17 protein-coding genes are annotated in these 24,929 nt (G+C 62.8%); 11 read left to right on the plus strand and 6 right to left on the minus strand.

The window, feature by feature from the left end; translation table 11 throughout:
* Positions 1 to 5 precede the first annotated feature (5 nt).
* Complete coding sequence (locus AAGA68_23000) at positions 6 to 2,177, minus strand: TonB-dependent receptor (protein ID MEM9387941.1); 2,172 nt, start codon at positions 2,175 to 2,177, stop codon at positions 6 to 8.
* Between the two features lie 137 nt (positions 2,178 to 2,314).
* Here AAGA68_23000 and AAGA68_23005 point away from each other — a divergent pair, with 137 nt between their 5' ends.
* The 3 genes from AAGA68_23005 (at position 2,315) to AAGA68_23015 (ending at position 5,610) form a co-directional block, all read left to right on the plus strand.
* Complete coding sequence (locus tag AAGA68_23005) at positions 2,315 to 3,142, plus strand: AraC family transcriptional regulator (GenBank protein ID MEM9387942.1); 828 nt, start codon at positions 2,315 to 2,317, stop codon at positions 3,140 to 3,142.
* A 238-nt stretch (positions 3,143 to 3,380) separates the two neighbouring features.
* Positions 3,381 to 4,070: a class I SAM-dependent methyltransferase gene (locus AAGA68_23010; GenBank protein ID MEM9387943.1), complete on the plus strand. Its 690-nt coding sequence runs from the start codon at positions 3,381 to 3,383 to the stop codon at positions 4,068 to 4,070.
* 1,117 nt (positions 4,071 to 5,187) lie between these two features.
* Positions 5,188 to 5,610: a hypothetical protein gene (locus AAGA68_23015; protein MEM9387944.1), complete on the plus strand. Its 423-nt coding sequence runs from the start codon at positions 5,188 to 5,190 to the stop codon at positions 5,608 to 5,610.
* Between the two features lie 540 nt (positions 5,611 to 6,150).
* On the opposite strand, the gene AAGA68_23020 is transcribed toward AAGA68_23015, so the two are convergent.
* Complete coding sequence (locus AAGA68_23020; protein MEM9387945.1) at positions 6,151 to 7,737, minus strand: NAD(P)/FAD-dependent oxidoreductase; 1,587 nt, start codon at positions 7,735 to 7,737, stop codon at positions 6,151 to 6,153.
* Between the two features lie 290 nt (positions 7,738 to 8,027).
* Here AAGA68_23020 and AAGA68_23025 point away from each other — a divergent pair, with 290 nt between their 5' ends.
* Together AAGA68_23025 and AAGA68_23030 are read left to right on the plus strand one after the other, a co-directional pair.
* Entirely contained in the window at positions 8,028 to 10,187 is a 2,160-nt protein-coding gene (locus tag AAGA68_23025; GenBank protein MEM9387946.1) for an alpha/beta fold hydrolase, read from the plus strand.
* Between the two features lie 391 nt (positions 10,188 to 10,578).
* Positions 10,579 to 12,351, plus strand: coding sequence for an integrin alpha (locus AAGA68_23030; GenBank protein MEM9387947.1), 1,773 nt, complete (start codon positions 10,579 to 10,581; stop codon positions 12,349 to 12,351).
* 164 nt (positions 12,352 to 12,515) lie between these two features.
* Here the strand turns inward: AAGA68_23030 and AAGA68_23035 are convergent, their stop codons facing one another.
* Both AAGA68_23035 and AAGA68_23040 read right to left on the minus strand, forming a co-directional pair.
* Positions 12,516 to 12,989: an NAD(P)H-dependent oxidoreductase gene (locus AAGA68_23035; GenBank protein ID MEM9387948.1), complete on the minus strand. Its 474-nt coding sequence runs from the start codon at positions 12,987 to 12,989 to the stop codon at positions 12,516 to 12,518.
* Between the two features lie 106 nt (positions 12,990 to 13,095).
* A complete protein-coding gene (locus AAGA68_23040) occupies positions 13,096 to 13,842 on the minus strand; it encodes a creatininase family protein (protein MEM9387949.1) in 747 nt (248 codons plus the stop codon).
* Positions 13,843 to 14,449: 607 nt separating this feature from the next.
* Between AAGA68_23040 and AAGA68_23045 the strand changes: the two genes are divergently transcribed.
* The gene (locus AAGA68_23045) at positions 14,450 to 14,578 is read left to right on the plus strand and encodes a hypothetical protein (protein MEM9387950.1); all 129 of its coding nucleotides are present in this window, start codon (positions 14,450 to 14,452) and stop codon (positions 14,576 to 14,578) included.
* Positions 14,579 to 15,403: 825 nt separating this feature from the next.
* Positions 15,404 to 16,426 carry a hypothetical protein gene (locus tag AAGA68_23050; protein ID MEM9387951.1) on the plus strand — a complete coding sequence of 341 codons (1,023 nt, stop codon included), beginning with the start codon at positions 15,404 to 15,406 and terminating at the stop codon, positions 16,424 to 16,426.
* A gap of 123 nt (positions 16,427 to 16,549) precedes the next feature.
* Here AAGA68_23050 and AAGA68_23055 read toward each other — a convergent pair whose 3' ends face one another.
* Positions 16,550 to 17,050: a hypothetical protein gene (locus tag AAGA68_23055; GenBank protein MEM9387952.1), complete on the minus strand. Its 501-nt coding sequence runs from the start codon at positions 17,048 to 17,050 to the stop codon at positions 16,550 to 16,552.
* Positions 17,051 to 17,271: 221 nt separating this feature from the next.
* On the opposite strand from AAGA68_23055, the gene AAGA68_23060 reads away from it, so the two are divergent.
* The 3 genes from AAGA68_23060 to AAGA68_23070 are packed head-to-tail and all read left to right on the plus strand — an operon-like array spanning position 17,272 to position 21,692.
* Positions 17,272 to 18,240, plus strand: coding sequence for a serine/threonine-protein kinase (locus AAGA68_23060; GenBank protein MEM9387953.1), 969 nt, complete (start codon positions 17,272 to 17,274; stop codon positions 18,238 to 18,240).
* Between the two features lie 13 nt (positions 18,241 to 18,253).
* A complete protein-coding gene (locus AAGA68_23065) occupies positions 18,254 to 19,459 on the plus strand; it encodes a tetratricopeptide repeat protein (GenBank protein MEM9387954.1) in 1,206 nt (401 codons plus the stop codon).
* A 43-nt stretch (positions 19,460 to 19,502) separates the two neighbouring features.
* Positions 19,503 to 21,692, plus strand: coding sequence for a prolyl oligopeptidase family serine peptidase (locus AAGA68_23070; protein ID MEM9387955.1), 2,190 nt, complete (start codon positions 19,503 to 19,505; stop codon positions 21,690 to 21,692).
* A gap of 147 nt (positions 21,693 to 21,839) precedes the next feature.
* On the opposite strand, the gene AAGA68_23075 is transcribed toward AAGA68_23070, so the two are convergent.
* The gene (locus AAGA68_23075) at positions 21,840 to 22,883 is read right to left on the minus strand and encodes a hypothetical protein (GenBank protein ID MEM9387956.1); all 1,044 of its coding nucleotides are present in this window, start codon (positions 22,881 to 22,883) and stop codon (positions 21,840 to 21,842) included.
* Between the two features lie 522 nt (positions 22,884 to 23,405).
* Between AAGA68_23075 and AAGA68_23080 the strand changes: the two genes are divergently transcribed.
* Complete coding sequence (locus AAGA68_23080) at positions 23,406 to 24,821, plus strand: S8 family serine peptidase (GenBank protein MEM9387957.1); 1,416 nt, start codon at positions 23,406 to 23,408, stop codon at positions 24,819 to 24,821.
* Positions 24,822 to 24,929 lie beyond the last annotated feature (108 nt).

A 24,929-nucleotide genomic window follows, 5' to 3' on the forward strand; every position in this document is an offset into this window, starting at 1 on the left:
TGTCCCTACCAGTTGAGGCTGAAGCCGGCGCCGACCACGCGTGGATCGGCCACGCGCCCGATCGGGTCCGGAACGCCGAGCACGCGGCGATCGAACACCGCCAGTTCGTAGTCCTCGTCGAGCAGGTTTTGGCCGAAGGCGAAGACAGACCAGTGCTCGCGCCGATAGCCGACCCGCCCGGCCAATAGATTGCGCGCACGTATGGCCGTGAAGTCCGGCGATGCGAGCTCCGTATAGGTGCTATCCACGTAGGTGTACGTGGCGGCGCCGAACCACCCCGTGGGCGATTGGTAGGTCAACCCAAGTGCGAGGTTGAAGTCGGGAGCGCCGGGGAATGGCTGACCGCTAAGGTCTTGCCCATCCACCGTAAACTCGTCGAACTGTGTGTCGCTCACGCCTATAGAAAAGAACATCGAGAGCGTTTCGGTGACCTGCGCCTGCACGTCGAGTTCCAGGCCAAATACGGAGGAGGAGCCAGCGTTTGCGATGAACTCGTCCAGGCCGGGGAAGCCACCCTCGGGCGTAAACGGCACTTGCTGGTCACGCCAGTCGAAGTAGAACACGTTGGCGCTCAGCGTGAGGCGATCATTGAGTGTGCGATGGCGTAGGAAGATCTCGTAGTTGTCGATGAACTCCTCATCGTAGGGTTGGACCTCATTTAGGATCAGTCCGACGGCGAAGCCACCGCCCTGGTAGCCGCGGCTGTAGAGGGCGCCGATGGCACTCTGCTCGCTGATGTCGTACCGCAACGAGGCGCTTGGCAAGATCTGCGTGAAGTCGGCGTCGCCGTCGAAGCTGAGCGGTGCACCCAGCTGGTCCGTGAGCAGGCGCTGGGCACGCTCCTCTCGGTTTAAGCGCAAGCCCAGCGTCGCGTGTAGGCGTTGCGTGAGGGCAAAGCTGCCCTTGGCGAAGACGGCGAGCTGCTTCACGTCCTCTGCCGTTGTCTGGAACTGGCTGAAGGGAATCAACTCGCCGCTCTCGCCGGGCAGCAGTCCTTGGAAATCGAAACCGTTCTCGAAGCGAGCATCGGAGTAGAACAGACCCGTGAGCAGCTGTAGGCGTGGCGATGTGTAGTGCAAGCGCACCTCCTGGCTCAGGATCTCCTCGCTCACATCAAAGTCGATGACGAACAAGGGGGCGGGGCTCGCATCGCCGTCGAGGCGCTGCGTTGATCTGAAGTCGCCGTAGCCCGTAACGCTTCGAAGGGCCCAGCGATCGTCGATACTCCAATCGGCCTCCAGGGAGAGGAAGTCGAAGGACGAGGGGTAGCTGTCTGGCTCGTCCACCGTTTGCACGCGGTCGAACAAGCTCTGACCAATCGAATCGTTGGCTTCGCTGTTGGCGAAAGGGTTAGAGTCCGAGCGGTTCCGCAAGTAGGTCAGATCGATCACCAGGCGCTCATCGCTCAGGGGTTGCAGGCGGAACTGCGTGCGAATGGTCTCCTCGTCCGTACGCTGCACATCGTCCTGACCGGTGGTGGGGTTGTTGACAGCCCCATCGCTTTGACGTGTTTCCAGCGTGATGCGCGCCGCGAGAACGTCCGGCACTAGGGCAAGGTTTTGAACGGTAGCCAGGCGCAGCGTGCCCAGTTCGCCGAACTCGCCCACGGCACTGCCCTCGTAACCATCGAAGGTGGGATCGTTGTAGTCGATGACGATGGAGCCGATCAGCGCATTCGGCCCCTGAGCGACGGACTGGGGTCCGCGCAGTATCTCTACTACGCGCGCATCGAAGAGCGACGGTTTCACGTAGTCGGTGGCGGAAATGCCGAGGGCCGTGCCGTTGATGAGTACGGTGGAGAGGGCGTTCGCTCGGCTGAAGCCGTCCGTGACGTTGGTGCTCTTCACGCCACGGATGCTGTACGCCCCGAACAGGGTGGCGCCGGTGAAGGCGTTGGCGGTGCGGTCGAAGACGTCCTCGACGTTGAGGATGTAGTCATCGCGCAGGCGCTGTTCGTCGAGGTACGCCACGCTCTGCGCCACTTCGGCGCGTGTCTGGCCCAATTTGCTGCCGATGACCAGGACGATCTCGTCCACGGGCAAGTCGCTATCACCGTCGGTGGCGGCAGGGCCGTCCTGTCCCCACACCGTCGCGGGGCTTGTGGCAATGAGGGAAATCAGGGCCCACAGGCCAGAGCGCGCCGACGCGTTCGGCCCGAAAGTACTGGTCAAATCCATATTTTCGCCGCTAATATACGAATGAGATTCGTTATTAAAGGCGGCCGGCGAGAGTGCGGTCTGCTCCAATTGTGCGAAACCCAGAGCTGTCCTCACTTACCGCTGAACAGGCTGAGACGATTGCCGAGGTGCAGGCGATGGGCACCCGTATCGAGTCCTTCAGCCTGTCGGAAGACAGCAAGGCGCTCGTGTACAAGTCGCATCTGCGGCCGTACTCGGGTGACTCGCCGGGCCCCCTGGGCATCCACCTGGTGATGCTCCTGAACGGTGGGGGCCGTTTTCGCTTCGCTTACGACGGTATCGCCTTCGACAGCCCGATGATCCCAGGCAACATGGCCGTACGCCTTGGGGGAAGTCGGGCGCAGGGGCACTGGCCGGAGGCCACCACGCTGCAGCTGGGCGTGGACGACGCGCTACTCTTCGAGCTGATGGCGGACGCGAGCGAAGACGCTCGCATCGACGTGGAGGCGCTGGCGTCCCGTGCGTTGGATTCGAGGGCCCTACGTCAGCAGTTCATCCGATGCGCCTCGGTGGTCACCGACACTGTGACTTCGGCCCTCGAGCGAGAAGAGCAGCTGCTGGCGGTTGCTGGTTCGCTGCTTGAACACAGTGCGACTCGCGTAGTGCCCAAGGTGCGCGAGCGCCCCCTGTCCGCCCTGCACGCTGCGCGCGTGCGCGAGTACGTCAACGACGTCGGCGTGCTGCCACCCACGATCGAGCAGCTCGCGAAACTGTGTGATCTCAGTCGCGCCCATTTCTCCCGGGCCTTCAGCCTGACCTTTGGCGTGACGCCGTCGCAGTACGTGAATGAGGTGCGCATGCATCGAGCGGCCGCATTGCTCCGCGAGCGCCGCGGGACGGTGCTCGACATCGCCCTTGAGTCAGGCTACTCGAATCCTTCCAAATTTGCGGCAGCGTTCCGTCGGGGCTTCGGAATGGCGCCAACGGAGTGGCAGCAGCTGTAGCGCCCCAGGCGGCGGCACGTGATTTCCCTCGTGTCACTGTTCGGGCTGTGGCCGGCGCCGAAGACGAGACTGTTCCCATCCTGAAGGCCGTGGTGGAGATGGCCTGTCACGAAGGACGTGTCGCCGGGCGCCGTGTACCAAGGTGAGGTTGCCAGCGGTCGCCACAAAGCGCTTTGGCCACCGCGGATGCGCCGCAGTGACCTCATGACCATTGGCAAGCGCTTCGAGGTAGCCGCCCATGACCGACCGCCGTTACGCCGACCCGCTGCAGGCAAGATCCTACGTGGCGGGTCCCCGCCAATTCGTCCCCGGCTACGACGCTATGCACACCATGGCCGCCCAGCTGATCGCAGAACACGCGGGCCCTGACGCTCGCATCTTGGTGTTAGGCGCCGGCGGCGGCTTGGAGACCGCATCCTTTGCCCGCCTACAGCCGGGGTGGCGCTTCGTCGGCGTCGATCCCCACGAGGCGATGCTCGAGCAAGCGCGCATCACCCTACGGGAGGCGGGCGTCCTGGATCGCGTCGAACTGACGTGTGGCTACATGCGCGATTCACCGCCGGGCCCCTTCGACGGCGCGTCCTGCCTCCTTACGCTGCATTTCCTCGAGGGCGAGGACGCCAAGCGCGATGCGCTGACAGCGATCCGCGAACGCTTGCCACGCGGTGCCCGCCTCGTCCTGGTGGATCTATGCCTAGACCGCGACGCCCCCGACTTCGATATGCGTCGCGACCGCTACGCACGCTTCGCGCTCAACGCAGGTGCTGATGCCGCCGACGTTGCTACCACTCGCGCACGCCTCAAAGAAGTGTTAAGCACGCTGTGTGCTACGCGCGAAGCCGAGCTGATCGCCGAGGCGGGGTTCGTCGACGCCGAGTTGTTCTACGCTGCGATGTCGTGGCGCGGGTGGGTGGCGAAAGCACCCTGAACGCGCAGCTTCCCTACATCGCTCCTCAGCATCAGCAGCTTGGCAAGCCAACTCTCGAACACGTGCCCATTGCACCGTCCGGGCCTTCGCCAAGGTGTGTATCACGGCGAATCGCCTCGTCCGCTCTTGGGTGCTGGAATATGGATCTGCATCGCGGTGTAGACTGGCTGGTATGAAGCTGATGTGTATTGCAGGCTCGCCGGTAGAGACCGACTCGCAAGGTGGCGAACGGAGCCTGCTGGCGGTGCGCCGCCCAGCAACCAGCTGCAGTGGTCGCTGGACCCTGTCCCCACGGCCCCTACGCCAGGGGCGAGCGCCACTGAGCTGTGCGTTGGGCGGCTGGGGTGACTTCTCGTGATGCGCAGCTCGGCCCAAGCCACGGATTCGCGAGGAAACCGGTCCTGGTTCGCGCTCTTCTCCTGCTCTATGCGGCGGCGGCGTTTGCCGCGTTGGCCGCATTAGAGATTCCATCCCGGATGGTCATTGGAAGCTCGTCTTCCTTGGCGTGTGGTTTATCGTCGCCATGATTCCGGTTCATATGGTCGAGTCTGTATTCGAGCGGTACGAGATTAACTTGCGAAGCAAGACCTGTAGTCGCTGGGGTTCGCACAGTGGCTTCGAGCGATGGGTGGTGCCTGTTGCTCTAAAGTTGACATACTATGCCCCTTACATCGTCGGCGCTTTCCTGGGGTTGTATGGCGTGTTGGCCGTTGTTGGTTAGCGTGGTGAAGCCTAATATTCGCATTGAGTCCGACACGGGAAATTGACCCCCCTTCGCTGTCGCTGCGGTCGGTCAATTTCAGTGCGGATCATCCTTGGTGGTGGAGGTCGTTTGAGGAGCGTGGTCACGCGCGGAGAGTGCATTCGGCGTCCCCCCGAATGCACACGATGGTGTAGGCTGGTGCTTCGGCGATTCTGACTAACGGAGCGATAGCTGCGCCGTTTGCCCAGAGCGTTCGTCGTGTTTATCGCGGGCGCCCTCATCAGTGTTGAGTCCCTTGGGAGTTCCCAGCCCGCGCGTTGGGAAGATTGGCGGTTTCGAATCGATGAGCGAAATTGCGAGCTGACGAGGCAGTACAACTCGGGCAACTCAGCTCGTCCGGAGGAACAAGGTTTCTTGGCCAACACCCACTTTGGAACGATGATGTTCCATATACTCGCCAAGACCAGTTACCGCGACGCAGACCGCTATCGAATCGGCGAGACCATCTTCGGCGTAAAGGTCTGGTCCCACGAGAAGATTCAATCCAACGAGCAGTTGGCTTTCCTCGAATTCGGTGGCTATAGGAAAGAGGCAGCTGAGTTCGGAAAGCGACGCGGCAGCGATAACATCAGTCAGGCGTTTTCGGGCTTCTGGTTCTACGGCGCAAAGGCCGATGAGTTGCTGTATCGCGTGGCTCAAGGGGAGCCCGTCCGATTGGTCTTCAAGAACGCGTTAGGCGAAACGGTTGTCGACACGGAATTCGCCGGCAGAAGGCGGGACCGAATTCCCGCCTGGACGGAAGCCTTTCGGGCGTGCGTGGTGGCGAACCGTGAGTAATAGCGGGAGAGGGGATTGCCCGCTGCTCTTTCGAACGGCGTCAGCCGTCAGGTGTATCCTTGAAGCTGCCCCACAGTCCCGCCGATGCGAACCTCGCAACGTGGACGTGACGGACAAGCGCAGCTACTCCGCCGTGCTCTACAACGCCGGCGAGTGACTGCGCCCAAGCGTGCCGCTTCGCGCCCGCTCGCTTGACCAACGCGAGGAGCACCTACCTATGTGTAGCAGCGCGCATCGTTCGCGACTTGCTACTTGCCGCAGACACCGGTTGATCCCGGATCCTTCTCACGGCGGTTTGGTGGGCGCGGGCGGCGCTCGGTGCGTGGGATCCCCAATCACTATCGGTGACGGTGAACTTGGGTACGGGCAATGCTACCGATAGCACCTTAGCCGTTACTGAACCCTCTTCGGGTTGCACCCTTGGGGATGCAGCATGAGGTTGGGCGTCTTGACCTGGCCCGTACGCAGTGCATTTCGCTCCGAGCGTCTGCCCGTCCGCGGCCGCTCGCTCGCCTCGGGCGCCATCAACCCTGCGTGCTCTCATCCCACCCGATCCCGCAGAATCTCTCGCGCCGCATTGTGACCGGGCACCCCCGTCACGCCGCCGCCGGGATGCGCGCCACTACCGCACAAGTAGAGCCCCGTCACGGGCATGCGATAGTTGGCCGCGCCAAGCATGGGCCGCGCGCTGTAAAGCTGATTCAGTGCCAGCGCGCCATGAAAGATGTCTCCGCCGGTAAGCCCGAGCTTGCGTTCCAGATCCGCGGGACTCAGCGCCATATACCCAAGGACGCTGTCAGCAAACCCGGGCGCATAGCGATCGACCGTGTCGATCATGTGCCGGGCGACCGTATCGCGCACCTCGTCCCATTCTCGTCCGTCCGGCAGCTGGGGACTCACGTGCTGGCAGAACAGGCTGGCCACGTGCTGGCCTTGCGGCGCCAGTGAGTCATCGAGCGTGCTGGGGATGAGCATCTCCACGATGGGCTCACGCGCCCAGCCTTCACGACGGGCGTCAACGTAGGCCTGCTCCATGTAGTCCAGCGTCGGCGCGACGATGATCCCCGCGCTGTGGTGCGGGCCGGGGGCGGGCCGGCTGGCGAAGGTGGGCAGGCGATCGAGGGCGACGTTCATGCGGAACGTGCCAGAGCCATACCGCGTGCTTTCTACTCGCCGCTGGACCTCAGATGGCAACGTCCCCGCCGGTAAGAGGTCGAGCAGCAGCCGCTTCGGCGTGACATTAGCGGAGACGATAGGTGCGCGTTCCTCCGTGCCGTCCTCTAGCCGCACGCCGGCGACCTTCCCGTCCTTCACCAGTACCTCGGCGACCCGTGCATCGCAGCGGATCTCTGCACCCGCCGCGCGGGCAGCGGCAGCAATAGACTCCGAGATCGCGCCCATGCCGCCCACGGCATGGCCCCAGGCGCCTGATACCCCGTTCACCTCGCCGAACACGTGGTGGAGCAGCACGTAAGCACTGCCGCCCGAGTAGGGGGTAGAGAAGTTGCCGACGATGGAGTCGAAGCCGAACAGGGCTTTGATGTGGGGGTTCTCGAACCAGCCGTCGAGCACGTCAGCCGCGCTGGCGGTGAAGAGCTGGAACACGGCGTCCTGATCGTGCTGCGGCAGCTTGCGTAGTCGGTTGGCGAGACGTCCTGCGCGCCACAGATCGAGGAGACCACCGCCCACGTTCGGTGGGGTCTCGAGCAGCATGTCGCGCAGGACGGAGGCGGCTCGCTCCAGCCAGTCGTAGTAGGCGGGTAAGGCTTCGGCATCGCGCTTGGAGTGGCGGGCGAACTCCGCCTGCGTCCCGGCGAGATCGGTGCCGGTAGCCAGGGAGCGTTCGCTGTCGAGGGGCATGAAGTTGCCGATGGGCCGATTGCGGATCTCGAGGCCGTGGCCGTGCAGGTCGAGATCGGCGATGACCTTGGGGTTGAGGAGGCTGACCGTGTAGCTCGCGAGGGAGTTGCGGAAGCCGGGGTGGAATTCCTCGGTCACGGCCGCGCCGCCGACGCGTGAGCGCGCTTCCAGCACCAGGACGCTGCGCCCCGCGCGTGCGAGGTAAGCGGCGCAGGTCAGGCCGTTGTGGCCGCCTCCGAGGATGATGACATCGGGTCCGTTGCTCATTGCCTTACTCCAGTGCGCCAGCGGCCGCGCAGACTATAGCACTGGGTACAGATCCTCCTTCACCGTCGCGCCGAGGCCCGCAGGAGGCCTGCCTGTCAGCGGTGGCATGCCCCTAGGGAGGGTGGGGCATACGAGAGTGGGTAACGCGAAGGGGATCAAGCCGAGCACTTTGGTGTCGGCGAGCGACGCGCCTGCCTGCTTCAGCAGTTCTCTGACGGCTAGCGCCGCTTGTGGAACAGAAGCTGCACCGCTACCGTTGCGCGTCTGCCTAATTTTTCGGAACTGCTCTCATGTTCGTCCGTACCGCTGTCCTCATCACGATCCTCTTCAACGGCGCCCTGGCCCAGGACGACCCTGCCTTGGACCAACCCGCCCGCGAGCTGCAAAGGGCGTTTGACGTTCAGCCGTCCGAAGGCCTAGGTGGAGGCACGACGGCCGCCCTCGACCTGACCATCCCGACCATGTTCAACGACAGTGTCAACGGTCCGATCAACGTCGTCTGTCCATTCAAGGACGACGTCGACTACAAGCCTGGCGAGGTTACCTGCGGGTTCATCGAGGTGCCGGAGAACCGCAGCGATCCCGACAGCCGCACCATCCGCCTCCTGTTCACCAAGCTGCACGCCAAGGCCGGGCTGGAACCGGATCCGGACGATGAGGACAAGGACGGAGACGACGACGAAGAGGAGCTGGTGGAGCGCGACGACCCCATCGGTTATCTCACGGGCGGTCCCGGGGCTCCTGTCGCATACTACGTCAAACGCTTCATCGACCACGACCTGCTGAAGACGCGCGACATCTACATCCTGCAGCAGCGCGGGATCGAGGAGAGCGGCGCCTTCTGCCCGTTCTTTGGCACAATCCGCCCGGAGCTGTCCGTGGCGAAGAGCATGCGTGAGGCGGAGTTGGAGATGGCCCAACGCATTCGTGACTGTCTCGACGCTGCGACGGCGCGCGGAGTGGATGTTTCCGCCTATAACACTGTTGAGAACGCCCATGACGTGCGAGCCCTACGACGCGCACTTGGCTTTGACACCTGGAATGTCTGGGGCATTTCCTACGGCTCGCATCTCGGCCAGATGCTCACCCAGATCGATCCCGACGGCATTCGCGCGCTGGTCATCGATGCGATCGTTCCGAACAACCTCGAAGAGCTCATGCGGTTCGGTAAGTGGCTCGCGCTGGATTTCGAAAAGCTGTTCGAGCGGTGCGACGAGACGGGAGGCCCTCACTGCGAGGGGCTGGAGGAGCGCTTTGACGCGCTGTTCGACGCGCCCTGGCTGCGAGTCGACGCGCCGGATGAAGAGGTAGTCCCGGCGGGGGAGTTCCATCTTCCGCCCTACATTGGCGGCTTCCTTGCCTTCTCGATGCTGTATGAGCAGGACAAGTACCCAGCGATCCCTGCGGTGATGGATCATCTCGTGGAGAAGTTTGAGCAGGGTGACTCCGATCTCTTCACGGGACTGGGCGGCATCCTGTCAGGCGGTGGCGATCAGGGGATGAGTTCCGCCATTAGGTGCAACGACGGCTACTACCAGGCGGCGGCCGATGATCTCCCGAAGGACCTCGAGGAGTATCCCCGCGTCGCTGCGGCGGTGTCGTCGCTCGAGGGGGCACAGGCGCTGGCGCAGGCGTGCATCGATGGGGGCGCCGCCCCCCGCGACCGCGCGGACTATCAGCTAGTGCAAACGGACATTCCCACCTTGATCATCAACGGCCGCTGGGATCCGATCACGCCGCCGCCGCTTGCCGAGTTGATTGCGCCGGGCTTTTCCAACGGCCGTTTGATTCTAGTGCCCTACGCTGGACACGGCCCCACCCGATCCATGAGTGAATGTTCCGGTAAGGTGCTCACGGCCTTCTACGACGACCCGAGTCAGGACCTTGGCCAACTGGATGCGTTGTGCTTTGAGGAAGGTCCGGGCGCGCCGGAGTTCACCCGCTACAAGACGACAGACCTGCCACTCAGCGCGTTCTCGCTTCTGGCGCTCGATGAGAAGAAGCCGCTCATCATCGCTGGCGTCTCCGCCGGCACATCGGCGCTGATTCTACTAATCGGACTGCTGCTCATCCCTACTGGTGTCATTGCCCGTATCCGTGTCTTCGGTGGCGCTCAGGGGCTTGCGATCGGCGACGGCTCGACGAGGCTGCTGGCCTTCGTCACTGCGCTCACCGGCGTTGGCGGCCTCGCCCTGCTCGGGATTGGCGCTGGCAAGGCTTACAAGATCGCTGAGGAATCCCTCGTCGCCGGGATGGCGTGGCCCGCGCCGATCGGGCCTTGGCTGTTGTTGCTGGCGGCGCTGTGCGGTCTCGCGCTCACGGTGCGAACGGTTACTAGGCGGTTGCAGGAACCTGTGCGACTGGGAACCGTACTGGGCTTTGTGCTCATGGGCGCGGCGGCTATCGTGCTGCTCGTCACGGCCTTCCTCTGGGACTTAGGGCCATTCTGATTGCGCGCCAAGTCCGGGCAGTCTCGTGGGCTGTCGGCCTGGCGCGCTGCGCTGCGCTCAAGAGCCACCGGCAGATCCATTTGCCAATAATGGTCTGCACGGCAGCAGAAACAGCCTAGCGGCCATGATCAGTGACTAAAGCTGAGGCGTATGCAAGGCGCCGTGCAGGCCTTCCTCCGCCGTCCGCTCTTCGTGGCGTCAGCGATGCCGCGAGACACTCGGGGCCTCAGCCCCGTTGGAACTGGAGCGGGGCAGTGGTAACTTGGAACGCGCTAATCGAGTGGTAAGACCAACAGACCTATAGCAGCCACTCACTCGTCGGCAGCTCGTGCCCAAGAGATACCTCGGCTGACGACTCATCTGTCGCTTACCGACTACAGAGGGACCCGAGATGAGTAACAAGAGCAAACCAAGCAACACGATGGTAGCGCGCACCCTGTATCAGGTGACCGCTAGCCTCTGCGGACTAGCATTGCTGAGCACTAGCGCCGCGCTGGCGGCTGACGAAGGTTGGCCCGCGGAATTCCTGCTGAGCGACCTTCGGCCTGTCGCGGGCGGTGACGGCACGCGCGGCACCATTTTCGTGGGGCCCTTTGAGGGGCAGCAGATCGGGTACACGCTGAGCAGTGCGGGCGATGTAAACGGAGATGGCCTCAGCGACCTCATCCTGGGCGCACCGCTCGATCGCATGGGCACTGGGCAGGGCGATATCGGTTTCGCCTTCGTCATCTTTGGGCGGAGCGAGCCCATCGAACCCATATTCGATCTCGCAAACCTGCTGCCTGGGCGCGGTGACGGCAGTCGCGGTTTTGTTCTACGGGGGGCCTTTGCGGAGGGCGAGGCTGGCTCGGACGTGGCCTCTGCAGGTGACCTCAACGGCGATGGCTTCGATGATCTGCTCATCGGCACGCGTCACAACCTCTCGCAGAGCCCGTTCGGTGGCGAGGTCTTCGTGCTTTTCGGTCGCGCTGATGGGTTCGCGCCACTGATTGACCTAAAGGACCTGCTGACAGTTGGCGGTGGTGATGGCAGCGAGGGTTTCGTACTGCGTGGACGACTGGAACCCGGCGCCTACTTCGGCAGCGCCATCGCCGGCAACTGCGATGTCAACGGGGACGGCATCGGCGACTTCATCGTTGGGGCGCCAGGCAGTGAAGCTCCGGACGGCGATTCCTTTGCGCGGGGCGTGGTCTTCGTCGTGTTCGGGCGTGAAGAGAGCTTCGGCGCAGAGTTCTGGACCGACCGCCTGTATCCCGAGTTCGGCGGTGACGGCAGCGAGGGCTTTGCAATCCTCGGTCCATCGTTTTTCGATGCCCTGGGCACAGATGTCGCATGCGCCGGGGATGTAAATGGCGATGGTATCGACGATGTCGCCATGACTGCCGCGCTTGGGTTGGAGCCCGCAGACAGAAGCGGGCCGGGCAAGGGCTTCATCGTGTTTGGCCGAAGGGATGTCGGGGAACCGGTCATCGACACGATTGACCTGTACGGCATCAACGGCGGTGACGGGTCCATAGGCACTGTGATCCACGGTCAACCCAATACGATCGACGCCATCGCCGACGTAGTATCCGCTGGAGATGCAAACGGCGATGGCGTTGGTGATCTGTTGTTTGACAACAGCCTCATCAATGGCGGCATCGGTGAGGTCTACCTTGTCTTTGGCAGTGCCGGCGGCCTGCCCTCGGACATCTTCGTCGAGTCCTTCAGTCCCTTTGAGGGCGGGGACGGGAGCCGCGGCGTACTGGTGGGGACGCTTGAGGACGGTCAGGGCGAGGGCGACATATCGGCGCTGATCGGTGCAAGGGGCGCCGGCGGCGACCTCAATGGTGATGGCATCTCGGACGTCCTGGTATCAGCTATTGGTGATGACGGGCCGGGGGGCGCCGATGCGGGTGCCACCTACGTGATTTTTGGGCTGACCGATTGGCCCTCCATCGCGCCAGTGGATCGCCTGCTGGCGGAAAATGGTGGCGACGGCGGCGAGGGCTTCGTGGTGTACGGTATTGACCCGGACGACAGCAGCGGTCGCGCCATGGCGGTGCTCCAGGACTTCAACGGCGATGGACGTCCCGATCTTGCCGTGAGCGCTGGTGGCGCTGACCGCGGCACCCGGGAAAACACAGGCGAGGTCTACGTACTCTTCGGACCGCCAATACCGTAAGGGTGGCTCACGCCAATAGGCGCTAGCCGCGCTCATCTCGAAGGGTGCTGGCATCAACGCTGCGGCCATCCAGTGCCAGGTAACGGGGGCGGCCTCGACCCGTCGATCCTCCGCCGTCTTCTGGCTGCGCGCCACCGGCAACGCTCGTTCCGCTGCGGGTTGGGTTACTGCTCGGTGATCTGTGCTTCCCCGTCCTCGAGCCAGCCGTGCCACTGCGGGCCGTAGTCCATGCCCAAGTACTCCGCGGAGAGACGAAAGGGAGCGAGGAAAGAAGGGTAAGCCGTTGCATCTGCACCAACGGACAATACGGACATCCGCCTGCCCCTGAGCTGTCGCCCAAGGTCTGTGCGGCTCTTGAGTAGGTCACTCAGGCGATCGAAGAAGACTTTCATGGAGCCAGACATCGAGTACCAGTAGATGGGACTGGCGAATACGGTCTGCCGGCAAGCTAGCACTTTCGTTTCCACAAGCTGAATGAAGTCATCGTCAGAGGGGTACTTCTGCTCGTAGCGAAACGGGTAAATCCGGTAGTCGAGGAGATCGATATGGTCCGCATCGAGCTGTCGGGCCAACTGCATAGCGATTTGGTAGGTATCGCCAAACGGGCGGGAAGAGCCCTGCACAATCAGTGTTTTCATAGAGCGGCTTCTCAAGGGTTCGCGGCGAAGCTCTCACGGCGCACGCGCAAGCGGAGGTATGTAGTTCGACAAGGCATCGCTACCTGCCCGGATCGGTTACCAGAGCTCAACGAGCACTGGCGAAGCGCTTGAAGTCCTCGGCGACCTCTCGGGCCGCAAGTTTGGCGATGACCTCTCCATCTTGCGGGGTCGCTAGCCCTGGATTGGAGCCAATGCGACCGTCCGGGAAACACTGCCGATAGTCCTCAGCGTCGGTAAACTCCCCGCTTGGGGCAATCTGAGGAGACAGCGCCGCGCGCTTGATGTGCTCTGGATAGGCAAACTGCGTGACAGCGACTTCGGAAGGCGTGGCATGAGCACCGTGCGCCCTTCCGTACAGCGCCTTGCACTTCGCGAAGGTCTCCTTGCCGTCCCACCAATTACGCAGTAGGCACCTAACCCGGGGTTTGCTGTTGCCTGTCTGCAAAGAACGGCTCGCGTAAATCTCTGCAAAGCCGGCATTGATGGTGGCGATATTGCCGCCGTGCCCGTTCAGCCAATAGAAGTGGGTGAAGCCGTGCTTCGCCAGCGAGTCGACCCAGTCCACCATGTTGGCAATGAACGTTGAGGGTCTTAGGGTCATGGAACCCGCAAACTCCATGTGGTGTTGCGCGACACCCACGTTGAATGTTGGTGCCATCAACAGACCGCTTTCATCGGCGGCCAGAGCACCGATGATCTCTGGGCATAGCGCGTCCGTTCCGATGAGGCCAGTAGGGCCGTGTTGCTCTGTGGACCCGATGGGAATGAGAATCGACGTGCTGGACTGGAGATAGGATTCCACTTCTTGCCAGGTGGAGAGGTGCAGTCGCATGGTTGACGCTCGACGGCTGAGGGATAGGAAACGCTAGCCCACTTCGCACTGGGAGAGAAGAGCGTCGTGGGTGGTTCGTATCGCGCGAAGCACTTCCCGGCGCACCGGAGCGGGCGCCTTCGCACCAGCTGCATGCGCAGTCGCGCCCATCGCCTTCCGGTCCGACGCTTGGCTTGCGGGCGGTCATCTGCGGGTAGCGGTGGAAGGAAAGGACCCAGCCAAGCGTCAAAAGGGAGGTGAGGCCGTTCTGGAGGCCTCGACCCTATCCGAAGGCGTGAGCGATGCGAAATCTGACAACAGCGGTCGCCCTGGCGTTCATTGCCGGTGCGCCGGCCTTCAACGCCGTCCATGCTCAAGCACACAGCGGCGCGATGCAGGGCAAATGCGGACGCAGCTGAGTGAGATCAAGGAACGCCTAGTGTCCTGAGTTAGAAGTTCGTTGATGACTTCGCGGCCCCATTTCGCCCCAGAACACGTTGCTCCTCCTCCCGTGGGACCTGCCACGCTCGTCCTCGCGCCGCGCTCAGGGACAAAAACTCGCGTGCGAATTCATCAACGAACTTCTAACTCAGGGCACTAGCGCTAACGGCGGACCAGGAACCGGAGTTTGAGTCGATTTTTGCGCGACAGCATGGAGGTACGTCCTTTCAGCGACGAAAAAGGCGGCATCGAAGGCGGTGGCGGCCGCTCGCGCCGTGACCGAAAGAAGATGCACGCGCTGCGCGATGAGATCTAGAAGATCGAGGAGAGCGTACGGGCCCAGCTATCGGACGTGCTGACCGACTCGCAGATGGAAGAGCACTTGGTGTGGTCCAGGAGGAGCAGCGATCACTAATGCGCCAGCAGATGCCGAGCCGGCGGCGCCAGTGGGCATCTATTGCGTGCTGACTCCTGTTCAAGGCCATTGCAGTGGCCACGTGCCTGCGCCCGCTGGGCAATCCTGATGGCGATGCCTTGCCGATGCTCATCGTCTTCGCGGATGCTGTTGAAGTGGCCCAACGCCCAGCCTACCCAGCCAACTGTGGGGCTTCGTGCCATGGCTGGGGCGGGAAGTACCGTCGAGGTCGGACCATTCCGGGGGACTGTCATCGGACTTTAACAATCCGCTTCGCCCGGAATGTGCGCCGATGATGCCGTGCAGTTCTGGGGTGCCTGGCGGGCGCCGAGCTGGCAGGGTCCTTGGTCGCGACTACTCTGCGACCCCAGCTAACCCGGGTCCCGAAGGGGGCTCTCTCCACTTCAGGACCCAGCGGACACCCTCATCATCCAACGCCCTGATCCCGATGGTCTGCTATGGCGAGAGCCGTAGCGGCTCTTGATGTTCAGGCCACGGGCCCCTTCGGCCCGGGCACACGGATGCGCTTCCACCGGCTGAGCCACTTCGAAAGCTGCGCGTAGATGACCCGGCGGCAGAGGCAACGCCCGGAGACTAATGGAGATTCGTTCGTCTCTATGGACTCGAAGGCGAAGATCGGTAGAATCCCGCTCGGGCAGCCTGCTGCCTTTGACACGGACCGGTCTACCGGTGGACAAAAGTCAGGACTAGCACCAGGCCAGCTCCTTGAGCATCGAGATCTTTGCAGTTGTAGGCTTCCTTCTCGCGGCGTACTCCATCGTTGCCAACGACGCTATTCAAACGCTGGGCACCTTCCTCAGCTCGAACAGTAACCGTCCCTGGTGGGTGCTTTGGCTTTACGCCAGCTCGATCATCGTCGCCATCATGGTCTGGGGCTTCTTTACGCTGGACGGCGACATAGCCTTCGGCCGCCTAAACACCATTCCATACCCGCAGACGGGCATCCAGTGGTGGCATGCCGTGCCCCCGCTGTTCCTCCTCGCCCTCACGCAGCTGGGCATCCCTGTGTCCACCACGTTTATGGTGCTCACGATGTTCGCGGTGACTGGCGGCGCAGCCACCGAGGGCGTGCTCCAGTCCATGCTGACCAAGTCGGCGCTCGGCTGGCTCGTCGCCTTCGCCTCTGGAGCATTACTTTACGCACTCATTAGCCGAACCTTCGAGCGGTGGATTCGTCGCACGGGTGACCGTCCCCCGGGCGTGCACTGGGCCATCCTGCAATGGAGCTCTACGGCCTTCCTCTGGTCCCAGTGGCTGATGCAGGATCTGGCGAACATATTCATTTACCTCCCGCGGGAAACGGTACAGCTTGCCGACGGTGTGCAGGTGAGCTTCACTCCCACCTTGCTGCTGTTCGCTACCGGGACGATGCTGGTTCTGCACGCCTACGTCTTCGCCACACGGGGCGGCGAGATACAGAAGATCGTCCTCACCAAGACGCACACCACCGACATCCGCGCCGCTACCTTGATCGACTTCGTTTACGGCTGCGTACTGTTTTACTTCAAGCAGCTGAACGATATTCCGATGAGTACCACTTGGGTGTTCCTCGGGTTGCTGGCGGGGCGCGAGCTGGCCATTGCCGTGCTGACGGATCTACGCGGGCGCCGCGCCGCGCTCAAGGATGTGGGGACCGACGTGGTGCGCGCCATGATCGGTCTGCTCGTCAGCGTCGCCTTGGCATTTGGCATGCCCTGGATCGCCAACGGCGAACTACCGCGCTTCTAAACGTGCCAGGGTCGGCGCCGCCGCCGCGCTGACCCTAGCTTTGCTCGTGGCGCCGATGCCTGATAGGGCATCGATAGGTCGTCCGTCGGGCGTTTCCGGCGCGCGCGCGCCCAGGCAGCGCTTCTATTTGATCGGAGCGGACCAGACGCCGAAGCCCAACGACGTGCCCAGGGGTATCGCGCCCCATGATTCGTGCAGGGCCTTCAATGCTTTGCGGATCTTCAGGATGTCCGCATCAGTGATCGCCGGTGCCGCAACCTGGGATTGCAGGCAGGCAGCACGAAGTACGTCTCGGAACACTTCCGGTGCCGACGGCACACTCCACATGTCAGCCTCGAAGCACTCCACCAGCCGCTCCGCCTGGACCAGTTCGACGATGGTGGCATCAGGCGCGACCGCGCGCGTGGAGCTGGCGTGACCCCCAGCCCTGGTGCGGTCCGCGACCGCATCTAGGCCTACCCCGGAGAAGACAGTCCCCCAGAACCCGGCGACCATCCCCATGTGCCGCTCGACGATCCAATGCACGGCATCGTGGGGTACGACCCCCTTTTTTGGAAACTCACTGATGTCGACCGCGCCGTTGTCTCTCACTACCTTGATGAGGTCACACGTCTTGCCTTTCACAATCGTCAATTCCATTGCGGAATTCTGGCACAGTCAGGACATGACATCTCCAACAGTCGATTGCCGGGTTCACACACCACCGGTGATGGTTGGCGTCCGGCGAAAGCCTGTTGGGCCCGGGCAATACCTGGCGGCCACCAGGGCGCGCTGCAGCCGAGAAGGCGAGTCGAGCATGGTAGTCTCCTCCAAGGTTCCATTCGCGGCGCAAGCTTGCCATCACGATGTTGACCGAAGAACAATATAAGCTCATCGAGTCGCTGGTCGACGAGGTCCTAGATCAACCCCAGGAGAGGCGGGCGGCTCGGCTTGCTGAGATCGGGCGAGCATCACCCCAGCTGCCGCCCCACATCGAGTGGTCGCTCGCCTGGGACGCCCGCCTAGAGCGGACGGATTTCATGGCGAAGACGGCCGACGCAGAGGGTGCAGCGGATAGCATCCCACCGGCGAGAAGTACCGTCGTGCCCGACCAGATCGGTCAGTACCAGATTCTTCGCCATCTCGGCGCTGGTGGCATGGGCACCGTGTACCTAGCTCAGCAGCAAGAACCGATCAAACGGCGCGTCGCCCTCAAAGTCACGCACGCGTTCGATACGGAACGTGACCGCGCCCGCTTCGCCCTAGAGGCGCAAGCGATGGCGAGTATGCAGCACCCGAACAGTGCGTCGCTCTACGACAGCGGTACGACGGGCGAGGGGACGCCCTACGTGGCAATGGAGTTGGTGGAGGAAGCGCGCAGCCTGATCATGTGGTGCGACGACTCTCGCGCTAGCATCGAATTGCGCCTGAACCTATTCCTCCAGGTGTGCGCCGGCGTGGCTTACGCGCACGACAAGGGCGTGCTTCACCGCGACATCAAGCCCGCCAATCTATTGATCGCCGAGGTGGACAGCGAGCCTGTGGCGAAGGGGATCGACTTCGGCATCGCTCGGGCATTCTCCAATCCCATGCGCGGCATCGTCAGTCAGGCGTCGATCGCGGGGTCACCCGTTTACATGAGCCCGGAGGCGCTAGGCGCTAGCGAGCAACGGTCCTCGACACCCGAAGCGACATCTACTCCCTCGGCTTGGTGCTGTGCGAGTTGGTCAGTGGGGAGTTGCCCTTCGACCGCAGCGACTCGATCGGCGCATTGGTCGAACGCCTGCGCAGCGGTCGATCTGTCGGTCCAGCGACTTGCTATCTCAGCAGCCTGAAGAGTGCCTAGCCGTGATCGCGCGCCTGCGACGCGTTGCGCCTGCAGGGCTCGCGCGCACGATCGCGGGCGATCTCGATGCGATCGTGCTGAAGGCGACCGCCCCGGATTCCGCGCAACGCTACGCCTCCACCCGCGATCTCGCGCGCGATATCGAGCGGTACCTGCGGCACGAGCCCATCGAGGCTCGACCGCCAGCCTGGTCTTACCACGCCTCGCGCTTCGTGCGACGCCACCGCGTGCCGGGACGTGCGGAGGATGGGCTTCCCTACATCAGGACGGCGTATGAGGGATTGAGACGCACGCTGGGGCCCGATCATCCCCGCACGCTGAACGCCATGAGTAGTCTCGCCGGGTCGCTCGCGACCTTGGGAGACAACGAAGCCGCTGCCCTGCTCCTGAGGGAGGTCATTGAGGCGTCGCGGCGCATCACGGGCCCGGAAAGTCCCAGCACCCTGAGCTCGCTCGGCAACCTTGGCGTGCTGTATACCGACATGGGACGCTACGGCGAAGCGCAAGCGCTGTTCACCGACCTGATCCCGGTAGTCAATCGGGTGGAGGGCGAGGATCATCCCAGGGCCGTGCTCACCCGGTACTACTTGGCTCGCGTCTACCTGCTCACCGGTCGCCTTCGCGAGGCCGTCGAGCGCCTGAACCGGGTGATCGAGACGCAGCGCGAGGTTGAGGGCGATATCCACCCCAACACGCTTTTGTCCCTGCTGCACCTCGGGGATGCGCACCTAGCGCAGGGGCTTCCTATGGAAGCGAGCGAGGCCTATCTCGAAGCGGGAGATGGCTTCTCGATCAGCTTTGACCCAACGCACGCTTCCACGATCAAGGCCTACTTTCGACTGGCCCTCTGCCTCGCTCAACTCGACCGCCTCGCTGACGCAGAGGGGTACATCACGAAGGCGTTGACGAGTGCACGGGAAACCCACGGCGAGCGCCATCCGTTCACGGCGCAGATGCTGTTCGAGATGGCGCGCGTGCGCGCCGAGTATGGGCAGCAAGACACAGCGCTGGAGGTCCTGTCGCAGGCTATCTGGGTCGGCTACTGTGGGGCTGAGAGCATTCGGCAAATGGGCACGTTCACTGCCTTGGACGCGGATAGGCTTGCAACGCTCATATCGCAAGCCGAGGAGAACCCACCGGTGGAGACGCCCTTCTCCTTCGATGATCCTATCCCTGGCCGCGAGGCTGCCCTGCGTCCGCGACCCTAACACTGCGCCTACCGCGCTAGTCTCGACCCCAGTAGGAGGACCCATGATGTTCATGACGCTTCGACCACCGCTCGCGCCGCGTGCCTTCCCCGCTGTTCTTTGCGCGTTGCTCGTGTGCACGTCGTCGAGCCTTCGAGTTCAGGCGCAGTCAGTTGACTATCCCGACACGACGAAGGTCGATCAGATCGACGAGTACTTCGGGGTGAGAGTCCCCGATCCCTATCGCTGGCTTGAGCAAGATGTGCGCAACGCCGAGGGCGTGCGCGACTGGGTGTCAACTCAGAACGAGGTGTCTTTCTCTTATCTCGAACAACTTCCCGGGCGCGACGATCTACGCCAGCGCCTCACAGCACTGTGGAACTACGAAAAGCAGTCCGCGCCCTACGAGGTGGGCGGTCGCTGGTTTCATTTCCGAAACGGTGGCTTGCAGGACCACTACGTGATGTACGAAGGGGCCAGCGCGGAGGGGCCCTGGCGCGTGTTGTTCGACCCCAATGCTTGGAGTGAGGACGGCACCAGGGCCCTCGGCGAAGTGGTGGTGAGCGATGACGGGCGCTACGCAGCCTACGCCGTCCAGGAGTCGGGGTCGGACTGGCGCACCTGGCGTGTGCGCGACATCACTGCAGGTGAAGACCTCGCAGACGAACTTCGGTACCTCAAATTCACGACGGTCTCCTGGGAGAAGCACGGCCAGGGGTTCTTCTACAGCAAATACCCCGACCCGCAGGAAGGCGCGGCGTTCACAGGCCTCAATCTGCAGAACAAGGTCATGTACCACCGCCTGGGTACTCCTCAAGCAGACGATGTGGTGGTGTACTGGCGACCGGAGAATCCCGGTTGGAACTACAGCGCCCAGGTCACTGGGGACGGCCGCTATCTCCTGATTGCCATCAGCGTCGGTACCGATGACCGATCCCGCGTGTACGTGAAAGACCTCGAGCAGCGCCACGCGGCGCCCGTGCCGCTCATCGATAATTTCGACAACAGCTACCGCTACATTGAGAACGATGGCCCGGTGCTTTACTTCAAGACCAACTACAAGGCCCCTCGGGGACGGGTAGTTGCCATCGATCTGCGCCAGCCGGCAGTGGAGCATTGGCGCGAGCTCGTGCCCGAGTCGCAGGCGGTGCTGGAAACCGTGGGCATGGTCAACAACCTGCTGGTATGTCGCTACCTGAGCGATGTGAAGTCAGAGGTGATGCTCTACACGCTGCAGGGGCGAGCAGTGCGCGCGGTGGAGCTGCCCGGCATCGGCACGGCAGCGGGCTTCAACGGTGAGCGCGGCGACACCCAGACCTTCTACACGTTCTCCAGCTTCGCTACGCCGCCGTCCATCTACCGCTACGACCTGCTCACGGGTGAGACCAGTCTGCACTTCCGTCCCGATCTCGACATCGACCCAGAGCACTACGAGACACGGCAGGTCTTCTACGCATCGAAGGATGGCACCAAGATCCCGATGTTTGTGACCCACCGCAAGGGCATCGATCTCGACGGCACTAACCCAACGATCCTCTACGGTTACGGTGGGTTTAACGTCTCGCTCAAGCCCAGATTCCGCGTGAGTCGCCTCGCCTGGCTGGAAATGGGCGGGGTCTACGCCGTCGCCAACCTGCGCGGCGGGGGCGAGTACGGCCGCGAGTGGCACGACGCTGGGAAGAAGATGAACAAGCAGAAGGTCTTTGATGACTTCATTGCCGCCGCCGAGCACCTGATCGATGCGGGCTATACCTCGCGCGAACGTTTGGCGATCAAGGGCGGTTCCAACGGAGGTCTGCTGGTTGGCGCGGCTATGACGCAGCGTCCGGACCTGTTCGCCGTGGCCCTGCCCGCAGTGGGCGTCATGGACATGCTGCGCTTCGATGCTTTCACGGCGGGGCGCTACTGGACCGACGACTACGGCTCCAGCAACGAGTCGAAGGAGATGTTCCGCTACCTGCTCGGCTACTCGCCATACCACAACCTGAAAGACGGCACGGCGTATCCGGCCACGTTGGTCACCACGGCCGATACGGACGACCGCGTTGTACCGGGGCATTCCTTCAAGTTCGCCGCCCGCTTACAGGAGGCCCATGAGGGCGACAAGCCCGTGCTTATCCGCATCGAGACGCGCGCTGGTCACGGCTCGGGTAAGCCCACGTGGATGGTGATCGAGGAGCTGGCGGACGAGTATGCGTTCACTGCGCGTCACCTAGGGGTGGCGCTGGAGTCGTCGCAGGAGAGCGGTCTTTGAGGCTCACCGCCCAGGCACATCGTTGGCATTTAGGGTGGCGCTGACCGGGCGCCGCCCAGCGACCGGTCGAGTCGACGGCAGTTTCGCGCAGTGGCGATCGTGCCGAAGCCCGATCGCCGTGTGAGCGCGCGGGGGAGCGCCGTACCCCTAACCGCCGTCAGTAAGCCTCGGACTCTTGCACGTGCTGGTGCGCGTCGACACGCCTTCAAGGCCGGAGCGTCGGCGAGGTACGACGACGTGTCGGTTTGGCAGGTCGCGGCCCAAGAAGTACGCGGCGGCAAAGTCGTAATCGGTGATATGAGTCCTGTGCTCCAGCGTTTGCGGACGGCTTCTGTAGGGCCCCCGACTCACTAGTGCGTTCCACTCAGACTCGAACTGGCGGGTCGCAGGAGCCAAAACGTCGTCCTTGTCCCAGTTCAGTAGCATCATGTTGATCGATGCGCCGGTTAACGCGATCACCGTGCCCTCGTCATCGGCCGCTCTTCGGAAGCGCAACTTCGGCGCGTCCGCTTCGAAGGACCAACGCAACGACTTGTAGACGTCCTGATGCCAGACGATTGCCTGCTTGTCGTCTATGAATTCGAACTTGCTGCCTTCGACATTGTGGACTCGCAGTTGCCCCCTTGTGATCGGCACCGTCGCCACCGCCCAGCGGTGTGCGCGCTTGTCAGTGGGTGCCCTAGGAAAAGCGCCGTCTAGTACTCGCGCGCGGTCGAAGACACCCACGTCCGGGTCGTTGGCATGTAGGTCTCGAAGGCTTGGAAGCCAGCGCATGTCGTGCTGCAGGGGGAAACTATGGCTGCGGTCCCTGTGAACCTCCTCAGACGACAAGGTAGAAGTCGACTTGAAGGGCGTTAACGAGGATTCCAGCACCGGGTCGGTGATTCCCTCAACGGTTAGCAGTTCGCGGTCGAAAAGAAAGATATCGAAACGTTTGGATTGGGGAAACGGGCTGCCGCCGACGTTCCTATGGTCAGGTGTCCGGGTAGTGCCTTCGGGGATGATGTTGCTTGCCTCAATCGCGACGCCCGCCAGGTGGGGTGAAATGCTACGGCGCAGACGCCTCGAATCCCCGACCCCACGGCGCACGTCGGGTAGGACCGCTTGCCAGGTGTGGAAGCCTTGCCCCTCCGGCTGACGTTCCTGAACCAAACCCATGACGCCCAGGCATGTCATCGTTGCGCTTGCCATCTACTTCGCCTTCCTTGCTGGTTGAGCCAGCCGGTGAGGATTCTGATCTCCCTCTCTCCGGCGTTGTTATCACTTCTCACTGCTAGGCTATCATAGTGATTGAAGTGTATCGGGGCCCGCCTCATTGGCTAGATTCCGGCGGATCGGGGAGCCAAGCTAGGTTAAAGAGTAGGTTGGCGGTCGGTGTCGGCGGTTGCGGTAGAGGTCAATTTCCTAAGGTCCGCGCTCGGCGGTTCTTGGCTGCTCCGCACCAGCTGAGTATCTCCCAACGGGGCGCGGGCGCATGAGTTAGATTATGTTAGATGGACATCCCGCGGACTGCCTGCGACGCCAGCTTGAGTGAGCCGGAAGAGGGCGGACGGAGGTGTTCTGGGTGGTGCCGGCATCGTCGTTTGGCTGCTCGTCGGTCTCGAGTGTCGAGCCGGTAGTGAGAGGATCCAGGTTCTCAGTCCACTCCTAACCCAAGGTGCTAAAGCAGCCGTCCCACCACACCGTGGATTGCCAGCCTTGTAAGGAAAAGCCATGCCCGTTGAGAGAAGCCTCGAAGTGTTGCTGGAGTTGCCCGCAAGTCCGAAGGTGGTCGCTGTTGCTAGGGCGATTGGCAGCCGCACACGAGGCAAATCCGATAACGCTAAATCGGTGCTATCGCTGTTTCGCGATCGCTTGGGCACGCTGCCCACTACCTTTGAGGTCATCCCGTCGCTCATCGCGCCCTCACGGGGTGGGGAGGACGCTGACAAGGTCTTTCTGGCGCGCGGGCGCATCGATCTGAGCGATCTTGATCGCCTCGTCAAGCGCGCAGCAGGCAAGGTCTTCTCCAACCCGAGAGTCAGCTGGGCCCAGTCCTGCCCAGCCGGCCACCCGGTGGCTAGCTTGGAAGAAGTGTCAGCCCTTCTAAAGCTGGATCAGCTGCACGGCGCGCCTGCTCCCAGCAGCCATCTCGAGCCCATGGTGGGCGACGGTGTAGCGATCGCCATCGTGGACAAGGGCATCAACGTCGAACACTTGGGCACTCAGCTGCCGCATCATCCTCCGCACCAAGTACGCTTCAAGTCCAAGTACAGCTGGACGCCGGACCCATGTCACGACTTCCCCGTTGGCAAGGCGCCGGTAGGGCACGGCACCCAGTGCGCATTCGCCGCACTCCTGTCCGCCCCAAAGGCAACGCTGCTCGATCATGCGATGCGTCGCAAGAGAGAGGACATTGGGGATGGCTCGCACATCGACGACACGCTCGCCGCTGCCACCCAGTCCTACAAGCATCTGACGACACTGCTCACGGAGATTTCGCCTGAGGTTAGGGGCTTTCGCTCCCTGGTGGTCAACAACAGTTGGGCTGTCACGGATCCGGCGACGGATTTTCCGGCGACTCATGAGGGCCGCTATCACGACAATCCGAATCATCCCTTCAACAAGTCCGTCACGGCCCTGGCGGCGGCTGGTGCGGACATCGTGTTCGCTGCTGGCAACTGCGGCGCCGAATGTCCGCACGACGGGTGCGCGCTGGATGTTGAGGGTTTCGACGTGATTAACGGCGCCAACTCGCATCCGCAGGCGTTGTGTGTTGGGGGAGTTCGCAAGGACGATGCCGTCATAGGCTACTCGTCGCGCGGTCCAGGCACGCTGACTCGCGAGAAACCTGACCTCGTCACCTACACCCACTTTCTTGGCTCTGAGGCCGAGGGCAGTGGCTTCGTCGACACGGGCACCTCGACTGCGTGCGCTGTCGCCGCAGGCATCGTGGCAGCACTGCGATCGCGCTACCCCTACGAGCCCGGCAACCCCAAGCGTTCGCCACAGGCAATCAGGGACTTCCTTCTGCAGTGTGCTCGACCGCCAAATGCGCAGGCCAATGGTTGGGCGGAGGACTACGGCTTTGGGATCCTGCGTGGGGATTGCTTCGCCCATGCAGATGATGTCCTTGGACCGGCGGGATAGTCAGCCAGGGTGGGTGGTGACCGTGCCGGCTGCTGGGGGCTCACGACTAGGACAGCGAGGCTGCGCCAGCGCCAGGGTGGCAACTCCCGCTGCCATCTTGCGAACTAG

Source organism: Pseudomonadota bacterium (assembly GCA_039193195.1).
In the GTDB taxonomy this organism is placed as follows: domain Bacteria; phylum Pseudomonadota; class Gammaproteobacteria; order Steroidobacterales; family JBCBZW01; genus JBCBZW01.